Raw genomic sequence first — 14,721 nt, 5'->3', positions numbered from 1 at the left:
TGGTCAGCGCCTCACTGGAAAATGCCGATCAGGGTCTGGAACAGCGACGCCGCCGTCTGGATCACCTTGCTGTTGGCCTGATAGAGCTGCTGGTACTTGAGCAGGTTGGCCGCTTCTTCGTCGAGGTTCACGCCCTGCACCGACTGTTGCTGCGAGGTCAGCTGCGTGACGAGCGAAGTCTGCGACGTGCTCGATGCCTTGAGCTGGCTCGCCGTATTGCCGATCGCGTTCACGTAGTTCGAGTACGCGTTGGTGAGCGTCTGCGAATTGGTAAACGACGTGCCGGAAGTCAGGTTCGCCAGCGCCAGTGCATTGCGGCCGTCCTGCGTGCCGCTCGTGTTCTTGCTGATGGTGAAGGTGTCGCCCGTCGAAGGCGTGCCCGTCATCGTGAAGCTCACGTTGTTGGTGTCGCCCGCCGTGCTCGACGTGATCGTCAGCGTCGCGCCCGTGCTCGGGTCGTAGTTCACGGCCGTGGTGCCGGTCGCGTCGATCGCGTAGGTCGTGGGCGTGCTCGAACCCGGCACCGTGACGGACACCGTGGAGTTCGGCGGGAAGCCCGACAGCGTGCCGCCCGTGCCCGACGAAGCCGCCGTGTACGTGAGCGTCGTGTCCGTCGACGAAACCGTGTAGCCCGAGGTGACCGCGCCTTGCGTCACCGTGGCCGTGCCCGTGTTGCCGGTGGTCGCCGAAACCAGCACCGGCGCCGATGCCGCGATCGCCGAAGGATCGCTGGTGGCGACGGCGAAGCTGTCGAGCGCGCCGGCGGTCGGCTGGATCACGTACGAGTCGCCGTTGTTCATCGTGCCCGACGAGGTGATCGACAGGCCGGCTGCGGTGAACGGGCTGCTCGTGCTCGGCTGCGTCGTGGTCGTGCCGACCACCGTGTTGGTGCTCGAATCGGTCAGCGTCCAGGTGCCGCCCGCGGTGCTCGAATACGACAGCGTGTAATTATCGGTCGGCGGGCTCACGGCGTTCGTGAGCGAGGCCGACACCGTCGCCGAACCGGTGTTGTTGCGGTTGCCCGTGACGGTGGGCGCGCTCACCGTGAAGAGGTTGCCGCCCGTGCCGCCGCTGAGCGTGAGGCCCAGCGAGTTCTGGCCGTTCACCTGCGCGGCGAAGCTGGTCGCGATCGCGCCCAGTTGCGATTCGGCCGGATCGAGCGTGTTCTGCATGAACGACACGAGGCCGCCCACCGTGCCGCCCGTCAGCGCGGCGCTGGACAGCGGCTGCGCGGCGGTGGTCGAACCGGGCAGGCCTTGCCATGCCACGGTCAGCTCCGACGGATTGGTATCGGATGCCTGGGTCGTCAGGTTGTAGTTCTGGCCGCTCACCACGAGCGGCTGGCCATTGCCGAGGAACACGCTGTAGCCGGTGCTGTTCTGCACGACCTGCACGCCCACCAGCTGCGAGAGGTTCGACACGGCCAGATCGCGCTGATCGAGCAGCTGGTTCGGCTGCTGGCCCGACGCGCTCGCCGTGGCGATCTGCGTGTTCAGGCTGGCGATCTGCTGCGTGTACGTGTTGATCTGCGAAACGGCGTTGCTCAGCTGCGTGTTCGTGCTCTGGCGCAGCGAATCGTATTGTTCGCCAGCCGAGTTGATCTGGTCGGCGAGCGTCTGCGCATCGGAGAGCGCGGTTTGACGCACCGAGCTGCTGTCCGGCGAATTCGAGACGTCCTGCAGGCCCGAGAAGAACGACGTGATCGACGAAGCGATGCCCGAAGTCGGGCTGCCCACGAGGTTCGAAAGCTGCGTGGCGAGCGTGTACGAAGCGGTCAGCGAGCTGCTGCTCGACTGCGCGTTGTTGAGCGCCGTCGTGATGTACTGGCTATAGGCGCGCTGCACGGTTGCCGTGTTGACGCCGCCACCCAGATAGCCCGAACTGCTCGCCTGACCGTTTGCTTCGGAGTACACCGCGCTTTCCACGTTGTAGCCCGTGGTCGACGAATTGCTGATGTTCTCGCCGGCGGTGGCGATGCCGATCTGCGCGGCCTGCAAACCAGAGAGACCGATCGAGAAAATGTTGGACATGCGTAATCCTCATGGACGGCCTGCCCGACATTCCAGTCGGAGGGCCGCGTGGGTGAACTTATGTAATAACGGCAGCGCGCCGCTGAAATTAAGCGGCGGTAAGGGAGAATTTCGCGGGGAAAACGTTTGGCGCGACAGACGTGTCGCGGCCTCGCCGGTGTGCCTGTGCAGCACATCGGAAACCGGCCCGGCGCACGCGAATGGCGCGCCGCGCTGAAGTCGGCAGCAAGCCGCGCAAGCGGCCCCGCTGCCTTGCTCGCCGGGTTGCGCGCTTACGCGCGCTGGAACGCGCGGCGCTTCATTTCGAGCTGCGTGATATAGCGCTGCAGGCTGTTTTCCGCCGCGCCCGGCAGCGTGTCGAAACGCAGGCCGAGGTGATAGCGCCGGTCGCCATTGGGCAGATCGATGAAGCGCAGCACCACCAGCGCCAGATCGACGCGCAGCGTGCCGTGACCGCGCAGCTCCAGCTCCACGTCCACCAGCTTCAGACCCATGTCGAGCGCCGCCGCGCGTTCGTCCGTGGTGCGCAGACCCAGACCGCCCAGCGAGATGTCGTGCACCTCGAACTGGAAGCGCTGGCCATCCATCGGCAGCGCGCCGCGCACGATGCACGGCTCCATCACCGGTGTATCGACGCGGAAATACTCGCGGCGCTGCACGTAGTAGAGCACTTCGGGGAAGGTCACTTCGAAGGCGGGACGCCCTTCGAAGGTCGTCTCGCGCGGCTGGCCAGTGGTGAACTCCACGCGCACGCCTTCGGGCGACGCATGGAACTGGCATTCCTGGGTGGCCAGCACTTCGCGGTTCTGCTCGGACAGCGCGCCCCAGTCGAACGTGAAGGTTCGCTCGCGCGAGTTCACGTCGAGGATGCGCGTGACCAGTTGGCCTCCGCGAAACTGCAAGGTCAGGAAATCGCCGCGATTGGCGAGATTGCGCAACTGCACCCCGACTTCGAGCGGGTTGCGACGGCCATAGTCGGGGCTTTCGCCATCGACTGCTTCCTGTTGATTCGACTGAACGGTATTCATCGGCCTGCCGGAATTTCGTGGACATGCCGGCGCGCCCGACAAGCTGCCGTAGCGCGCCGTCCGGGCGGTCGTCGCCGCCCCTGATTCTTTTCGATCTCGCCTGCATTAGCGGCATACGAGCGAGGAAATTTAGGGGTTTGGCGTAAAAAATGTGTGTCCGGCGAAATGAGCCGGCGAGCGCCGGGCGCGCTTCTTTCGCGATCTGCACGCGATCGGTGCGCAAAACGCGCCCATCGCCGATCAGGCAACGTTTGCCATGTTTCGGCGTGGCGCGCTGCATGTTATGCGCGATGCGTCGATAAAAACGTCGTTCGATCCGCTGCGGATCAGGCCATCTGCTGCATGATCGACATGAGCTTTTTGGCGTAATGCGGATCGGTTGCGTAGCCCGCGCGCTGCATGCCCTGCGCGAAGCTCTCGGCGGTACGCGAGCCGTTGATCACCGACGCGTAGCGCGGGTTGTTCTTGAGCATGGTGGCGTAGTCGGTCATCGCGTCTTCGTACGAGTCGTAGGCGCGGAACTTCTCCACCACGCGGTGCGGCGTGCCGTGGATGTACTCGGTCGTCATGGTCGAGACCGTCTTGCCGGTCCAGTCCTTGGTCGCCTTGATGCCGAACACGTTGTAGCTGGTCGAGCCGTCCGCCTTCATGATCTCGCGCTTGCCCCAGCCCGATTCGAGCGCGGCCTGGCCGACGATGAAGCGGGCCGGAATGCCGGTGGTGGCGCTGGCCTGCTGCGCGCCGTTGGCGAGCTTGTTGACGAAGGCGTCGACCTTGTCGTCGCCGTTGCCGCGCACGGCCGGCGTGAGCGCGCTATTGGCCTCCCAGCCCTGGCTCTTGCCGAGCGAGCCGTTCGCCGCGGCATTGCCGTAGGCACGGCCGAGCGCGTTGAGCATCGCCATATTGCCGGCGTTGCCGCTGCCGCCCGAACCCGACAGACCCTGCATGGCGCTGGCGATGCCGCCCGCGCCGTTGCTGCCGCTCAGGCTGTTGGGGTCGCCGCCCATCGCACGCGTGAGCTGCTTGATCATGGCGTTGGCCACGCCGATGCCCTTGTTCGACATCTGCTGCGCAAGCTGCTGATCCATCATCGACTGGAACTGCGCGCCGTCGTTGGAATCGAGCGGGCCGTCCGCGGGCGTCGCGTCGCGCATGCTCTTGAGCATCATCTGCGTGAACACGGCGTCGAACTGCTTGGCGGCCGCCTTGACGCCCTGCTGCGGCGAGGCGTTGGCCGCCGCGCGCATCGCGTCGAAACCCTGCACGTCCAGCGCGAAGCGGTTCGTGAGGTCGAGATTGCCATTGCCGATATTCGAGTTATCCATTTTTCACGTCCTTAGATAATTTCGAGGTCAGCGCGCAGAGCGCCTGCTGCCTTCATCGCCTGCAGGATCGACATCAGATCTGCGGGCGTCGCGCCGAGCGCGTTGAGCGCCTTGACGACTTCCGCGAGATTGGCGCCCGCCGTCACGAGCTTGAGCGCACCGTTGTCCTGCTTCAACTGGATCTGCGACTGGCGAGCCGCGACCGTTTGTCCGTTCGAGAACGCGCCCGGCTGGCTAACCGCCGTCTGCGTGTTCACGACCACCGAAAGATTGCCGTGCGCCACCGCGCAGGATTCTAGCGTGACCATCTGGTTCATCACGATTGAGCCGGTACGCGCGTTCAGGATCACCTTCGCCGCCGGCTGGGCCGGACGCACGTCGAGATTCTGGATCTGCGCGATAAAGCCCACCTGCGACGGCGGATCGGCCGGACCGTGCACCTGGATCGTGCGGCCGTCGACCGCCTGCGCCGTGCCCGCGCCGAACATATTGTTGACCGCCGACACGATGCGCTGCGTCGTGTCGTAGTCCATGTCGTTGACTTCCATCTGCAGCATGCCGCCGGGCTGCGACACCGGCGAAGGCACCGCGCGCTCGACCGTCGCGCCTGCCGCGATGCGGCCCGCTGCGAGCTGGTTCACCTGCACCCGGCTGCCGTTGGCCGACGCGCCCGCGCCGCCCACGGCCACGTTACCTTGCGCCAGCGCGTAGACCTGACCGTCCGCGCCCTTGAGCGGCGTGAGCAGCAGCGTGCCGCCGCGAATGCTCTTGGCGTTCGCGAGCGACGACACCGTGATGTCGATCGTCTCGCCCGGACGCGCGAACGGCGGCAGCGTCGCCGTGACGATCACGGCCGCGACGTTCTTGAGCTGCATGTTGTTGAGCGTCTGCGAGGAACCGCTCGAGCTCGACGTGTTGTTGATCGAGATGCCCAGGTTCGCGAGCATGTTGGCGAGCGTTTGCGTCGTGAACGGCGCCTGGGTGGTCTGGTCGCCCGTGCCGTCCAGACCCACCACGAGGCCATAGCCGATCAGCGGGTTGTCGCGCACGCCGGCGAAGGTCACGAGGTCCTTCACACGTTCTGCACGCGCTGGCGTGGCGTAGGCGAGCAGCGCTCCGCACGCGAACACGAAGCCCGCCACCACGCCGAAGGCGGTCAGCAGGTCTTTTACGCGCGAGCGGCGCGAGCGCTGGAAACGGATCTTTACCATGGCGAGACATTCAGGAAAAAGCGTTGCAGCCAGCCCATTGTCTCGGCTTCGTCGATCACGCCTTTCGCGGAGTATTCGATCTTCGCGTCGGCGACATCGGTCGAGAGCACGGAGTTGTCTCCGGCAACAGTGTTCGGATTCACGACGCCGGAAAAGCGCACGTACTCATTGCCCTGGTTGATCAGCATCTGCTTTTCGCCCGATACCACCAGGTTGCCGTTAGGCAGCACGTTCGTGACCGTTACGGTGATCACGCCCGTGAAAGTGTTCGAAGCGTTCGCGCCACCGGTGGCGTCGAACTGGTTGGCGCCCGTGGCCGACAGATTGGCGCGCGAGAAGAAGCCCGGCGCGAAGCCTGCGGTCGGCACGTTGAAGCTCGTGCTGCCGCCACGCTTGGTGTTGGCGCCCGAGGACTTCGTCGCGTTGATGTTTTCGGAAATCACGATCGTGAGGATGTCGCCGGTGTTGCGCGGACGTTGATCCTCGAACAGCGGCCGGCCCACGTAGCCGGGGTTGTAGATCGAACCCGGCGAGGTGTTGGTGGGCGGCTGCGGCGGCACGGCCGTCATCGGCTGCTGCACGATCGGCTGCCGGTTCGGGATATAGGCGCAGCCCGCCAGCGCGGCGAGCACGAGGGACGCCGACGCCATCGCGGCGCGCGGCATCGCCCGGCGCAGCGTCTGCTGCTGCCGCGAGCGAAAGTTGACTTGAACGGACTGGCCCATATTCCTCACCACTTCTATGCCGTACTGCTATTGCGGTTGCTTCAGCTTGCCTGTGTAGCGCGACGCGGAGTTTAAACCTGCATCTGGCTCAGGGTCTGCAACATCTGGTCGGACGTCGTCAGCGCCTTGCTGTTGATTTCGTAGGCGCGCTGCGTCTCGATCATGTTCACGAGTTCCTGCACCACGTTCACGTTCGACGATTCGACGTAGCCCTGATTGAGCGTGCCCGAACCGTTCAGGCCCGGCGTCGTCACCGTCGGTGCGCCCGACGAAGCCGTTTCCGACACCAGGTTTTCGCCGTTGCTCTGCAGACCGGCCGGGTTGATGAACATCGCCACCTGCAGCGAGCCGATCGTCGTGTTGCCGGTCGAGCCCGGCGTCGTCACCGTCACCACGCCGTCGCTGCCGATGGTCAGCGACGTCGCGTTGGCCGGCACCGTGATCGCCGGCATCACCGGATAGCCGCTCGCGGTCACCAGCTGGCCCTGCGAGTTGGTCTGGAACGAGCCGTCACGCGTGTACTGCGTCGTGCCGTCGGGCATCTGCACCTGGAAGAAGCCCGCGCCGTTGACCGCCACGTCCTTCGAGTTGCCGGTCTGCTGCAGGTTGCCCTGCGTGTAGAGGCGCTCGGTCGCGACCTGCTGCACGCCGGTACCGACCTGGCTGCCCGAGGACATCTCGGTGGTCTGCGTGGAATTCGCGCCCGGCTGACGCAGCGTCTGGTACATGAGGTCCTCGAACACGGCGCGCGAACCCTTGAAGCCATTGGTGCTCACGTTCGCGAGGTTGTTCGAGATCACGTCCATCTGCGCCTGCTGGGCGTTCATGCCGGTAGCGGCGATGTAGAGCGATCGGTTCACGGTGTCTTTCTCCCGGCGCGTAGTCTGCTGTCGTAGGCGAGACCGGCGGCCAATTTAAAAATGCTTAGCTGAAGTTGAGCAGCTGGTTGGCGCTCTGTTCGTTCTGGTCGGCCGTCTGTAACAGCTTGGTCTGCATCTGGAACTGGCGCGCGTTGGTGATCATCGAGACCATCGCGGCGACCGGGTTCACGTTGCTGCCTTCGAGCGATTCCGTGGCGATGTGGACCGTCTGGTCCGCATCGGCGGGATTGCCGTCGGCGGTACGGAACAGGCCGTCGTCGCCGCGTTGCAGCGTGCCGGCGGGCGGGTTCACGAACTTGATCTGGTCGATCATGGCGATCGCGCTCGCGGGGCTGCCCGGCGCAATCGCCGAGACCGTGCCGTCCGAGCCGATCGTCACCGCCGAGCCCGGCGGCACCGCGATCGGGCCGCCGCCGCCCAGCACCTGCTGGTTGCTGGCCGTCACGAGCTGGCCGTTTTCGTCCACGTGCAGGTTGCCCGCGCGCGTGTACGCCTCGTTGCCGTCGGCGGTCTGCACGGCCATGAAGCCGTTGCCCTGGATCGCGATATCGAGCGGATTACCGGTCCTGGAAATCGCACCGGGCGTCATGTCGGAGCCTGGCGTCGCCGAGAGCACGAAGGTGCGCGTGGTCGAATCGTTGACGGTCGAGCCGTCGCCGAACGACATCGGCACGGAGCGGAAATTCGCCAGCTGCGCGCGAAAGCCCGTGGTCGAGACGTTGGCCAGGTTGTTCGCGACGACGGCCTGCTGCTCGAGCGCCTGGCTCGTGCCCGTCATCGCGGTATAAATCAGTCGGTCCATGATGTGCCCGGTGCGTTAAAGGACAAACGTACTTACATCTGCAGCAGCGTCTGGTCGACGGTCTGCTGCGTCTTGATGGTCTGTGCGTTGGCCTGATAGTTGCGCTGCGCCGTGATCAGGTCGACGAGCTGGTTGGTCAGGTCGACGTTCGACGATTCCACCGCGCCGCCCGTGATCGTGCCGTGGTTCGTGCTGCCCGGCGTCGAGACCTGCGCCACGCCCGAAGCCGCGGTTTCCTGGAACTGGTTGCCGCCCAGGTTCTGCAGGCCGTTCGGGTTGTTGAAGTTGGCGAGCACGACCTGGCCGAGCGTCTTGGTCTGGCCGTTCGAGTAGTTGCCGGTGATGGTGCCGTCCGAGCCGACCGTGAAGTTCGACAGCGTGCCGCTCGCGTAACCGTCCTGTGCGAGGTTGTTCACGCCGTTGGTGCTGCCGTACTGCGTCGTGCCCGCGAAGTTCAGGTTGATCGCCTGGTTCGTGGCCGAGCCGTCGGTCGGGTTGATCGTGATGCCGATCGAACCCAGCGTCGTCGAGGCGCCGGTCGAGTCGTACGTGTTGGTCAGCGTGCCCGACGAGTCGAACTTCATCGAGCCGACCGGCGTGCTGGAGACGTTGCCCGCGGTGCCCGCGTAGACATCCCAGTTGCCCGACGTCGAGTTCTTCACGAAGTACATGTTGACCTGCTGCGTGCCGCCCAGCGAGTCGTATGCCGTGATCGAAGTCGAGTAGTTGTAGGTGTCCGAGTTGGTCGCGTCGAACGGCGTGGCGCTCGGGGCGGTCGACTGCGCGTTCAGGTTCAGCTGTGCCGTGATGGTCGAGGTGGTGACCGGTGCGATGTTGGTCGTCGGCACCTGCAGCGGCACGGTTTGCGCCGAGTTCACCACGCCGTTCGTGCCGGCGGCGTAACCCATCAGGTCGTTGCCGGCCGCATCGGTGATGTAGCCGTTCTTGTCGAGCTGGAACACGCCGTTACGCGAATACGTGACGGTGCCGTTGTTCGACATCTGGTAGAAACCGTTGCCGTTGATGGCCATGTCGAGCGCCTGGCCGGTCGTCGTGATCGTGCCTTGCGAGAAGTTCTGCTGCACTTCCGAGAGTGCCGCGCCCAGACCGATCTGCGTATTGACCGAGCTGGCGATGGTGTTCGCGTAGACGTCGGCGAACTGCGCCGCGCTTTGCTTGAAGCCGACCGTGTTCGCATTGGCGATGTTGTTGCCAATGACGTCGAGGTCGTTCGACGAGGCGGCGAGGCCGCTCAATCCTTGCTGGTAGCCCATGAGTATTTACTCCGCGCTGTCGTTTATCGGGTTCAGAGAATGCCGGCCACGCTCGAGAGCGGGACCGTCTTGCCATTGGCGAGCGAAAGGCCCGCCGTGCCGTCGGACTGCTGGATCACCGCGTCGACCTTGCTCGCGACGAGTGCCGTCGCGGAGGTAGCCTGACCGTTGACCGTTGCCGTCGCGCTGATCGTGTAGTTGCCGTCTGCGACCACCGCGCCCGACGAGTCCGTGCCGTTCCAGGTCACCGGAACCGTGCCGGCCGACTGCGCGCCCAGATCGAGCGTGTTGACGACCTTGCCCGCCGAGTTCGTGATCGTCAGCTTGACGTCCGAAGCCGCGGTGCTGAGCTGCACGCCGAGCTGCGGCGACGTACCGCTCGACACGGCCGCCGTGGTGCCCGAAGCCAGCACCGTCGAGCCGATCAGCAGCGCCGACTGGGCGTTCTGGCCAGCGGAGAGCTGCGTCGACAGCGACGAAAGCGACGTGTTGAGGTTCGCGATGCCCGACACCGTATTGATCTGGGCGAGCTGCGAGGTCATCTGCGAGCTGTCCATCGGGCTGGTCGGGTCCTGGTTCTGCAGTTGCGTCACGAGCAGTTGCAGGAAGGTCTGCTGCAGATCGGTGCCGCTCGTGCCGCTGGTCGACGAGGACGACGTCGACGAGCTCGCCGACGTGCCGTTCATGGTGTCGAGCAGCGTCTGCGAAACGGTGGCGGAACTGCCGCCGATGGTGGTGTTGCTGGAGGTCAACGCGTTCTCCTCGGATACGCTGTCTGTTGCTGGGTAGCGTGTGGTGTGTTTCCCGTTCCTGCGCCGGCTTGTATTAGCTGCCGATCGTCAGGGTCTTGAGCATCAAGGTCTTGGCCGTATTCAGGGTTTCGATGTTGGCCTGATACGAGCGCGACGCCGAAATCATGTTCACCATTTCCTGCACCGGGTCCACGTTCGGCATCGTCACGTAGCCGTCGGAGTTGGCGGCGGGATTGTCCGGGTCGTAGGTTTGCTTCATCGGCGTCGGATCGTCGATCACGCCCGTCACCTTCACGCCGCCCACCTGCTGACCGGACGCGCTGCGCGCGCCGCCGAGCGGGTTGACCGCGAACACGACCTGCTTGGCCTTGTAAGGCTGGCCGTCGGGGCCGGTCGTACTGTCGGCGTTGGCGAGATTGGACGCCGTCACGTTCAGGCGCTGCGATTCCGCCGACATGGCGGAGCCTGCAACGCTGAAGATATTCATCAGGGATGGCATGGTGTCGTTGACCTCTGATCGGCTGCTTGCCTGAAACGTTTGCTGTATTGCTTAGTCGACGTGCCGCGCGGCTTAACCGTTCGAGCCCGACTGGATCGCCGAGAGCATCGTCTTGATCTGCTGCGACACCACGGTCATGCCCGATTCGAAGTGCAGCGCGTTATCCGCGAACTGCACGCGTTCGGTGTCGAGATCGACCGTGTTGCCGTCGAGCGCGGGCTGCGTCGGGATGCGATACATCACCGGGCTCGAATAGGTGTCCGCCGGGCCGCCGGTCGCGGCCAGCTTCACATTGCCCGCGAGGTGACCGGCTTCGGTGGTGGCCATCGACATGCCGCTCGTCACGCCGGCGGGCTGCGCGAGCGCCAGCGGCTGGGCGTTGCCGCCCGTGGACGGCGCCATGCCGTTCGGCGTCGCCGCGCCGGCCTGCTTGAGCGCGCCGGCCAGCGACGACGAAAAATCGACGTCGCGCGCCTGGTAACCCGGCGTATCGGCGTTCGCGATATTCGAGGACAGCAGTGCCTGGCGCGTTGCGCGCACATCGAGCGCTTCACGGCCAAAGGCGAATTCGGCGTCGAGTTTGTCCAGCATCGGGCGTTCTCCGTTACACGAAATGAAAGGCTGCGTCGGCATAGTCGTCGCGCATCCGTTTGACGGACCGAGCGCAAAGGCCTTTTCGCATGGAGAGGAATGTTAGGCGTGAGAAGCAAGAACCAATCGGACGAATAGCCGGGAACTCGCCCCTCTATTCGAGGCAAGGAAGCGGGGTCGGCCGCCTAGAATGCGAGGCGTGTCAATGCAATAGAGGGAGAACGACGATGCCGCAGACAGCCCACCTCCGCGCCCGACGCGCGGCAGCGCACCGGCTCGCGCCCGTTCGTTCGGTCAATTTCTCGCGCGTGACGGCGCTGCGTAGCGCGCTCGCCGCGCTGCTTGCCGCCACGGGCGTGTTTGCCAGCGGCGCTGCCCATGCGCAAAGCGACGCGGCGGGCCAGCAGATTTATATCGCCGGTCCCGGCGACCGCGCGGGCGAAGATTCGCAGCGCATGAGCGCAATGCTCGCCGAACCGTCGAAGGGCAAGGCCGCGGCCAACGCGGCGGCCTATGCGGAAATTGCGAAGACGCTCGCGTATAGCGCGAACGTCAAGACGATGCAGCAGGCGCAGGCTGGCCAGAACAATCAGGCAGCCCAGAGCGGCATGATCGCGATTCCCGGTGCGGGCGAGCGCGGCACGGCCGCCGCCCAGAACGCAGCGAATAACGCTCCGCAGATCGTCACGATTCCTGCGCCGGGTGAAACGGGTGCGACGGGCGCAACGGTTACGCCGGTCGCGCCTGCCGTGCAACGCCCCGCGATGGCGCGCGCCGGTGTGGCGCGCCTCGCCAACGTGGCCGTGAATGGCAACGCCAATGCGGCCGGATCGATCCAGCGCGTGAATGTCGCGGCGCCCTCGCGCGCCGTGGCGCCTGTCGTCGTGCAGAGCGCGGCGGCTTACGGACAGGCTGCGCAGGCCGTGCAAGCCCAGCAGCAACCCGTGCCGCCGGGACAGGAAGACGGCGAGCGCATCCGCGCCACCGCCCTCACCTTTTTGCAGCAGCAATCGGCCGGTCTGCCCGGCAAGGTCGAAGTCAGCGTGTCGCCGGTGTTTCCGCGCGGCCTCGCGGCCTGCGCGTCGCTCGAACCGTTCATGCCGCCTGGCGCGCGCAGCTTCGGCCGCACCACCATCGGCGTGCGCTGTGTGGGCGCGAAACCGTGGACGCTCTACGTGCAGGCGCGCGTGGCCGTCCAGATCACCTATTACGTCGCGTCGCGCCAGATCAATCCCGGCGAAGCGCTGTCGGCTGTCGACTACGTGCCGCGCGATGGCGACCTCGCCACGCTGCCGCAGACCGTCATCACCGATCCCTCGCAGGCCAACGGTGCGATCGCGCTCATGCGCATCACCTCGGGCCTGCCTCTGCGCTCCGACATGCTGCGCAGCGCCGCCTCGGTGGTGATCGGCCAGACCGTCAAGGTGGTCGCCGAAGGACCGAATTTCACGATTTCGTCGGAAGGCAGCGTGCTCAACAACGCCGCGCCCGGACAGCTCGTGCGCGTGCGCACGCCGAACGGGCAGATCATCAGCGGCGTGGTGAAAGACGCCTCGACAGTGCAGGTGCAGATTTAGGGTCGATTCAGTGGGAGATTCGCTGGCCGATTCGCCGTCCGGACGTTCGCGATCGGGCCCGAAAACGCTCAGGATGGCTATGCGTGAAAGCACACGTAACATCGTGTAACGGCTGGAGATTCGCGCTAAAGTTCGCGCGGTTCCTTGCCGTTATCAAGGCCATACGGATCAGGAAGCCCCATCGTGAAAATCGACACCTCCACCCGCAATGACGCGCTCCCGCTGCAGGATGGCCTCGCGCGTACGCAGCAAGGCGAAACCGCAAGCACCGCGACGACCGGTGGCACGGCGTCCGGCGCCGCTACCGCGAGCGCCGCGAGCACTAGCGGAGACGCCAACGTGAGCCTTTCCTCGCTTTCTTCCTCGCTGCGATCGCTCCCAGCGAGTGGCTCAGCCGACATCGACACGGCGCATGTCCAGTCGATCAAGGACGCCATCAAGAACGGCACGCTGCAGATCGACACCGGCAAGATCGCCGATGGCATTCTGGAGACGGCGCGCGGCCTGGTGAAGCCCGCTTCGGGCAATTAAGCGGCCAGGCAGCGACGCTGCGGGCCGTCCCGCACAACCTGCTTTAATGGTGGTACCCGATGAAAGACGCTCTTCTCGCTACATTGATCGACGAACACGCCGCAGTGGAAGCGTTCGCCTCGCTGCTCGCCTTCGAGGAGAAGGCGCTCACGTCGGCCGAAGGCATCGACGCGTTGCCGCAGATCGTCGAGCAGAAGACGACGCTCACGCAGCGCATGGCGGGCCTCGAGAAGGTACGCGACGCGCAGCTCGCCGGCCTCGGCCTGCCGGGCGGACGCAAGGGTATCGAAATGGCCTGCGGCAGCGATACGCGGCTGGCTGGCACGTGGGAACTGCTCAAGGTTTCGACCGAGCGCGCACGCCGCCAGAACCTGACCATCGGCATGATGATCCGCACGCGCATGGAACATAACCGCCGCGCGCTGGCGATCCTGCGCGGCGAAACGAATAGCGCGACGTCGATGCTGTATGGACCGGATGGGCGCTTGCCGCAGTTCGGGCTGTAACGGGTCTTGAGATTTGCCGCGCGGTTGAACACCGCGCGAGACGGGAAAGCCGGAGCGTGAGTGCTTCGGCTTTTTGTTTTTGGGCAGCAGAATTCCCTTTCCCGCTTCCCGCCATCAGCGCATCACCGCATCACCGCATCACCAATAAAAAAAGCCGAAGCGCTCGCACGCTCCGGCTTCCCCTCCCCGTCGGCGCCGCCGTAGCCGCGCCGTTTTTGTTCAGTTTTCCGTCCCGGCCCACGCCATTTCGCGCAGACGCGCACGCAGACGCGCCACGGCCTGGCTGTGCAACTGGCACACGCGCGATTCGCTGACTTCCATCACCGCGCCGATTTCGCGCAGGTTCATGCCGCGCTCGTAGTAGAGCGACATCAGCAGCTTCTCGCGTTCGGGCAGGCGATCGATCGCTTCGACCAGCGCGCCGCGCAGGCTGTCGTCCAGCAGCGCCGAGAGCGGGTCCGAATGATCGACGCAATAACGGTCGAGGAACGGCTCGTCCTCGGCAGAACGGTCGAAATCTTCGTAGTAGATCAGCTGGCTGCCATGCAGGTCCTGCAGCATCGACTGATATTCGTCGAGCGGCATTTCCAGATGGTCCGCGATCTCGGTTTCGCTGGCCGCACGACCGAGGCGCTGTTCGACCTTGTGCACCGCGCTTTCGACTTCGCGCGAGGTGCGGCGCAGGCTGCGCGGCAGCCAGTCGTTGCTGCGCAGCTCGTCGAGCATCGCGCCGCGAATCCGCTGGCTTGCGTAGGTTTCGAACTGCGCGCCCTGGTCTTCCTTGTACCGGTTCGCGGCGTCCATCAGGCCGATCATGCCGGCCTGGATCAAGTCATCCAGATCCACGCTCGCGGGCATCTTCGCCACGAGTTGCAGACCCAGGCGCCGCACAAGCGGCGCGTATTTCGCCAGCACATCGGCCTGCGAAATCTTTCCTTGAGCGTTATACATCGTGCTCTCCTCTCGACCGCAGCCGACGCTGATGCGCC

15 protein-coding genes are annotated in these 14,721 nt (G+C 65.2%); 3 read left to right on the top strand and 12 right to left on the bottom strand.

Annotated elements, in window-relative coordinates:
* Positions 1-11: 11 nt before the first annotated feature.
* The 11 genes from flgK to U5A67_RS10070 all read right to left on the bottom strand — a co-directional run bounded on the left by flgK (position 12) and on the right by U5A67_RS10070 (position 11,118).
* Complete coding sequence (gene flgK / locus U5A67_RS10120; protein WP_205987044.1) at positions 12-2,030, bottom strand: flagellar hook-associated protein FlgK; 2,019 nt, start codon at positions 2,028-2,030, stop codon at positions 12-14.
* Between the two features lie 272 nt (positions 2,031-2,302).
* A complete protein-coding gene (locus U5A67_RS10115) occupies positions 2,303-3,058 on the bottom strand; it encodes a flagellar brake protein (protein ID WP_205987043.1) in 756 nt (251 codons plus the stop codon).
* Positions 3,059-3,384: 326 nt separating this feature from the next.
* On the bottom strand, positions 3,385-4,383 hold the full coding sequence (gene flgJ / locus U5A67_RS10110; RefSeq protein ID WP_321813867.1) for a flagellar assembly peptidoglycan hydrolase FlgJ: 999 nt from the start codon (positions 4,381-4,383) through the stop codon (positions 3,385-3,387).
* Between the two features lie 11 nt (positions 4,384-4,394).
* Entirely contained in the window at positions 4,395-5,594 is a 1,200-nt protein-coding gene (locus tag U5A67_RS10105; protein ID WP_205987041.1) for a flagellar basal body P-ring protein FlgI, read from the bottom strand.
* Positions 5,588-6,259, bottom strand: a complete 672-nt coding sequence (gene flgH, locus U5A67_RS10100; protein WP_321813888.1) for a flagellar basal body L-ring protein FlgH — start codon at positions 6,257-6,259, stop codon at positions 5,588-5,590. The genes U5A67_RS10105 and flgH overlap by 7 nt, the downstream gene beginning before the upstream one ends.
* A gap of 131 nt (positions 6,260-6,390) precedes the next feature.
* Positions 6,391-7,179: a flagellar basal-body rod protein FlgG gene (gene flgG, locus U5A67_RS10095; RefSeq protein WP_205987039.1), complete on the bottom strand. Its 789-nt coding sequence runs from the start codon at positions 7,177-7,179 to the stop codon at positions 6,391-6,393.
* Between the two features lie 64 nt (positions 7,180-7,243).
* Positions 7,244-8,002, bottom strand: coding sequence for a flagellar basal-body rod protein FlgF (gene flgF / locus U5A67_RS10090; RefSeq protein WP_205987038.1), 759 nt, complete (start codon positions 8,000-8,002; stop codon positions 7,244-7,246).
* A 32-nt stretch (positions 8,003-8,034) separates the two neighbouring features.
* Positions 8,035-9,276 carry a flagellar hook protein FlgE gene (gene flgE / locus U5A67_RS10085; RefSeq protein WP_205987037.1) on the bottom strand — a complete coding sequence of 414 codons (1,242 nt, stop codon included), beginning with the start codon at positions 9,274-9,276 and terminating at the stop codon, positions 8,035-8,037.
* Between the two features lie 32 nt (positions 9,277-9,308).
* Positions 9,309-9,962: a flagellar hook assembly protein FlgD gene (locus tag U5A67_RS10080; protein WP_205987074.1), complete on the bottom strand. Its 654-nt coding sequence runs from the start codon at positions 9,960-9,962 to the stop codon at positions 9,309-9,311.
* Positions 9,963-10,101: 139 nt separating this feature from the next.
* Positions 10,102-10,527, bottom strand: a complete 426-nt coding sequence (gene flgC, locus U5A67_RS10075) for a flagellar basal body rod protein FlgC (RefSeq protein WP_205987036.1) — start codon at positions 10,525-10,527, stop codon at positions 10,102-10,104.
* A gap of 72 nt (positions 10,528-10,599) precedes the next feature.
* Positions 10,600-11,118 carry a flagellar basal body protein gene (locus U5A67_RS10070; RefSeq protein WP_205987035.1) on the bottom strand — a complete coding sequence of 173 codons (519 nt, stop codon included), beginning with the start codon at positions 11,116-11,118 and terminating at the stop codon, positions 10,600-10,602.
* 227 nt (positions 11,119-11,345) lie between these two features.
* Here U5A67_RS10070 and flgA point away from each other — a divergent pair, with 227 nt between their 5' ends.
* From flgA to U5A67_RS10055, 3 genes are all read left to right on the top strand, one after another.
* Positions 11,346-12,695, top strand: a complete 1,350-nt coding sequence (flgA, locus tag U5A67_RS10065; protein ID WP_321813866.1) for a flagellar basal body P-ring formation chaperone FlgA — start codon at positions 11,346-11,348, stop codon at positions 12,693-12,695.
* Positions 12,696-12,878: 183 nt separating this feature from the next.
* On the top strand, positions 12,879-13,226 hold the full coding sequence (gene flgM / locus U5A67_RS10060; RefSeq protein WP_205987033.1) for a flagellar biosynthesis anti-sigma factor FlgM: 348 nt from the start codon (positions 12,879-12,881) through the stop codon (positions 13,224-13,226).
* A 59-nt stretch (positions 13,227-13,285) separates the two neighbouring features.
* A complete protein-coding gene (locus U5A67_RS10055) occupies positions 13,286-13,732 on the top strand; it encodes a flagella synthesis protein FlgN (RefSeq protein ID WP_205987032.1) in 447 nt (148 codons plus the stop codon).
* A gap of 219 nt (positions 13,733-13,951) precedes the next feature.
* On the opposite strand, the gene U5A67_RS10050 is transcribed toward U5A67_RS10055, so the two are convergent.
* On the bottom strand, positions 13,952-14,683 hold the full coding sequence (locus U5A67_RS10050; RefSeq protein WP_205987031.1) for an RNA polymerase sigma factor FliA: 732 nt from the start codon (positions 14,681-14,683) through the stop codon (positions 13,952-13,954).
* Positions 14,684-14,721: the final 38 nt, after the last annotated feature.

Origin of the sequence: Paraburkholderia sp. J69-1 (assembly GCF_905220255.1) — a bacterium.
Lineage (GTDB): Bacteria > Pseudomonadota > Gammaproteobacteria > Burkholderiales > Burkholderiaceae > Paraburkholderia.
Note: the sequence above shows the minus strand (reverse complement) of the source record. Positions and strands in the feature narration are given on the sequence as shown.

Coding starts and splice junctions, on each gene's coding strand:
- flgK (WP_205987044.1), bottom strand. CDS start 2,030: ATGTCCAACATTTTCTCGATCGGTCTCTCTGGTTTGCAGGCCGCGCAG.
- U5A67_RS10115 (WP_205987043.1), bottom strand. CDS start 3,058: ATGAATACCGTTCAGTCGAATCAACAGGAAGCAGTCGATGGCGAAAGC.
- flgJ (WP_321813867.1), bottom strand. CDS start 4,383: ATGGATAACTCGAATATCGGCAATGGCAATCTCGACCTCACGAACCGC.
- U5A67_RS10105 (WP_205987041.1), bottom strand. CDS start 5,594: ATGGTAAAGATCCGTTTCCAGCGCTCGCGCCGCTCGCGCGTAAAAGAC.
- flgH (WP_321813888.1), bottom strand. CDS start 6,259: ATGCCGCGCGCCGCGATGGCGTCGGCGTCCCTCGTGCTCGCCGCGCTG.
- flgF (WP_205987038.1), bottom strand. CDS start 8,002: ATGGACCGACTGATTTATACCGCGATGACGGGCACGAGCCAGGCGCTC.
- flgE (WP_205987037.1), bottom strand. CDS start 9,276: ATGGGCTACCAGCAAGGATTGAGCGGCCTCGCCGCCTCGTCGAACGAC.
- U5A67_RS10080 (WP_205987074.1), bottom strand. CDS start 9,962: ATGAACGGCACGTCGGCGAGCTCGTCGACGTCGTCCTCGTCGACCAGC.
- flgC (WP_205987036.1), bottom strand. CDS start 10,527: ATGCCATCCCTGATGAATATCTTCAGCGTTGCAGGCTCCGCCATGTCG.
- U5A67_RS10070 (WP_205987035.1), bottom strand. CDS start 11,118: ATGCTGGACAAACTCGACGCCGAATTCGCCTTTGGCCGTGAAGCGCTC.
- flgA (WP_321813866.1), top strand. CDS start 11,346: ATGCCGCAGACAGCCCACCTCCGCGCCCGACGCGCGGCAGCGCACCGG.
- U5A67_RS10055 (WP_205987032.1), top strand. CDS start 13,286: ATGAAAGACGCTCTTCTCGCTACATTGATCGACGAACACGCCGCAGTG.
- U5A67_RS10050 (WP_205987031.1), bottom strand. CDS start 14,683: ATGTATAACGCTCAAGGAAAGATTTCGCAGGCCGATGTGCTGGCGAAA.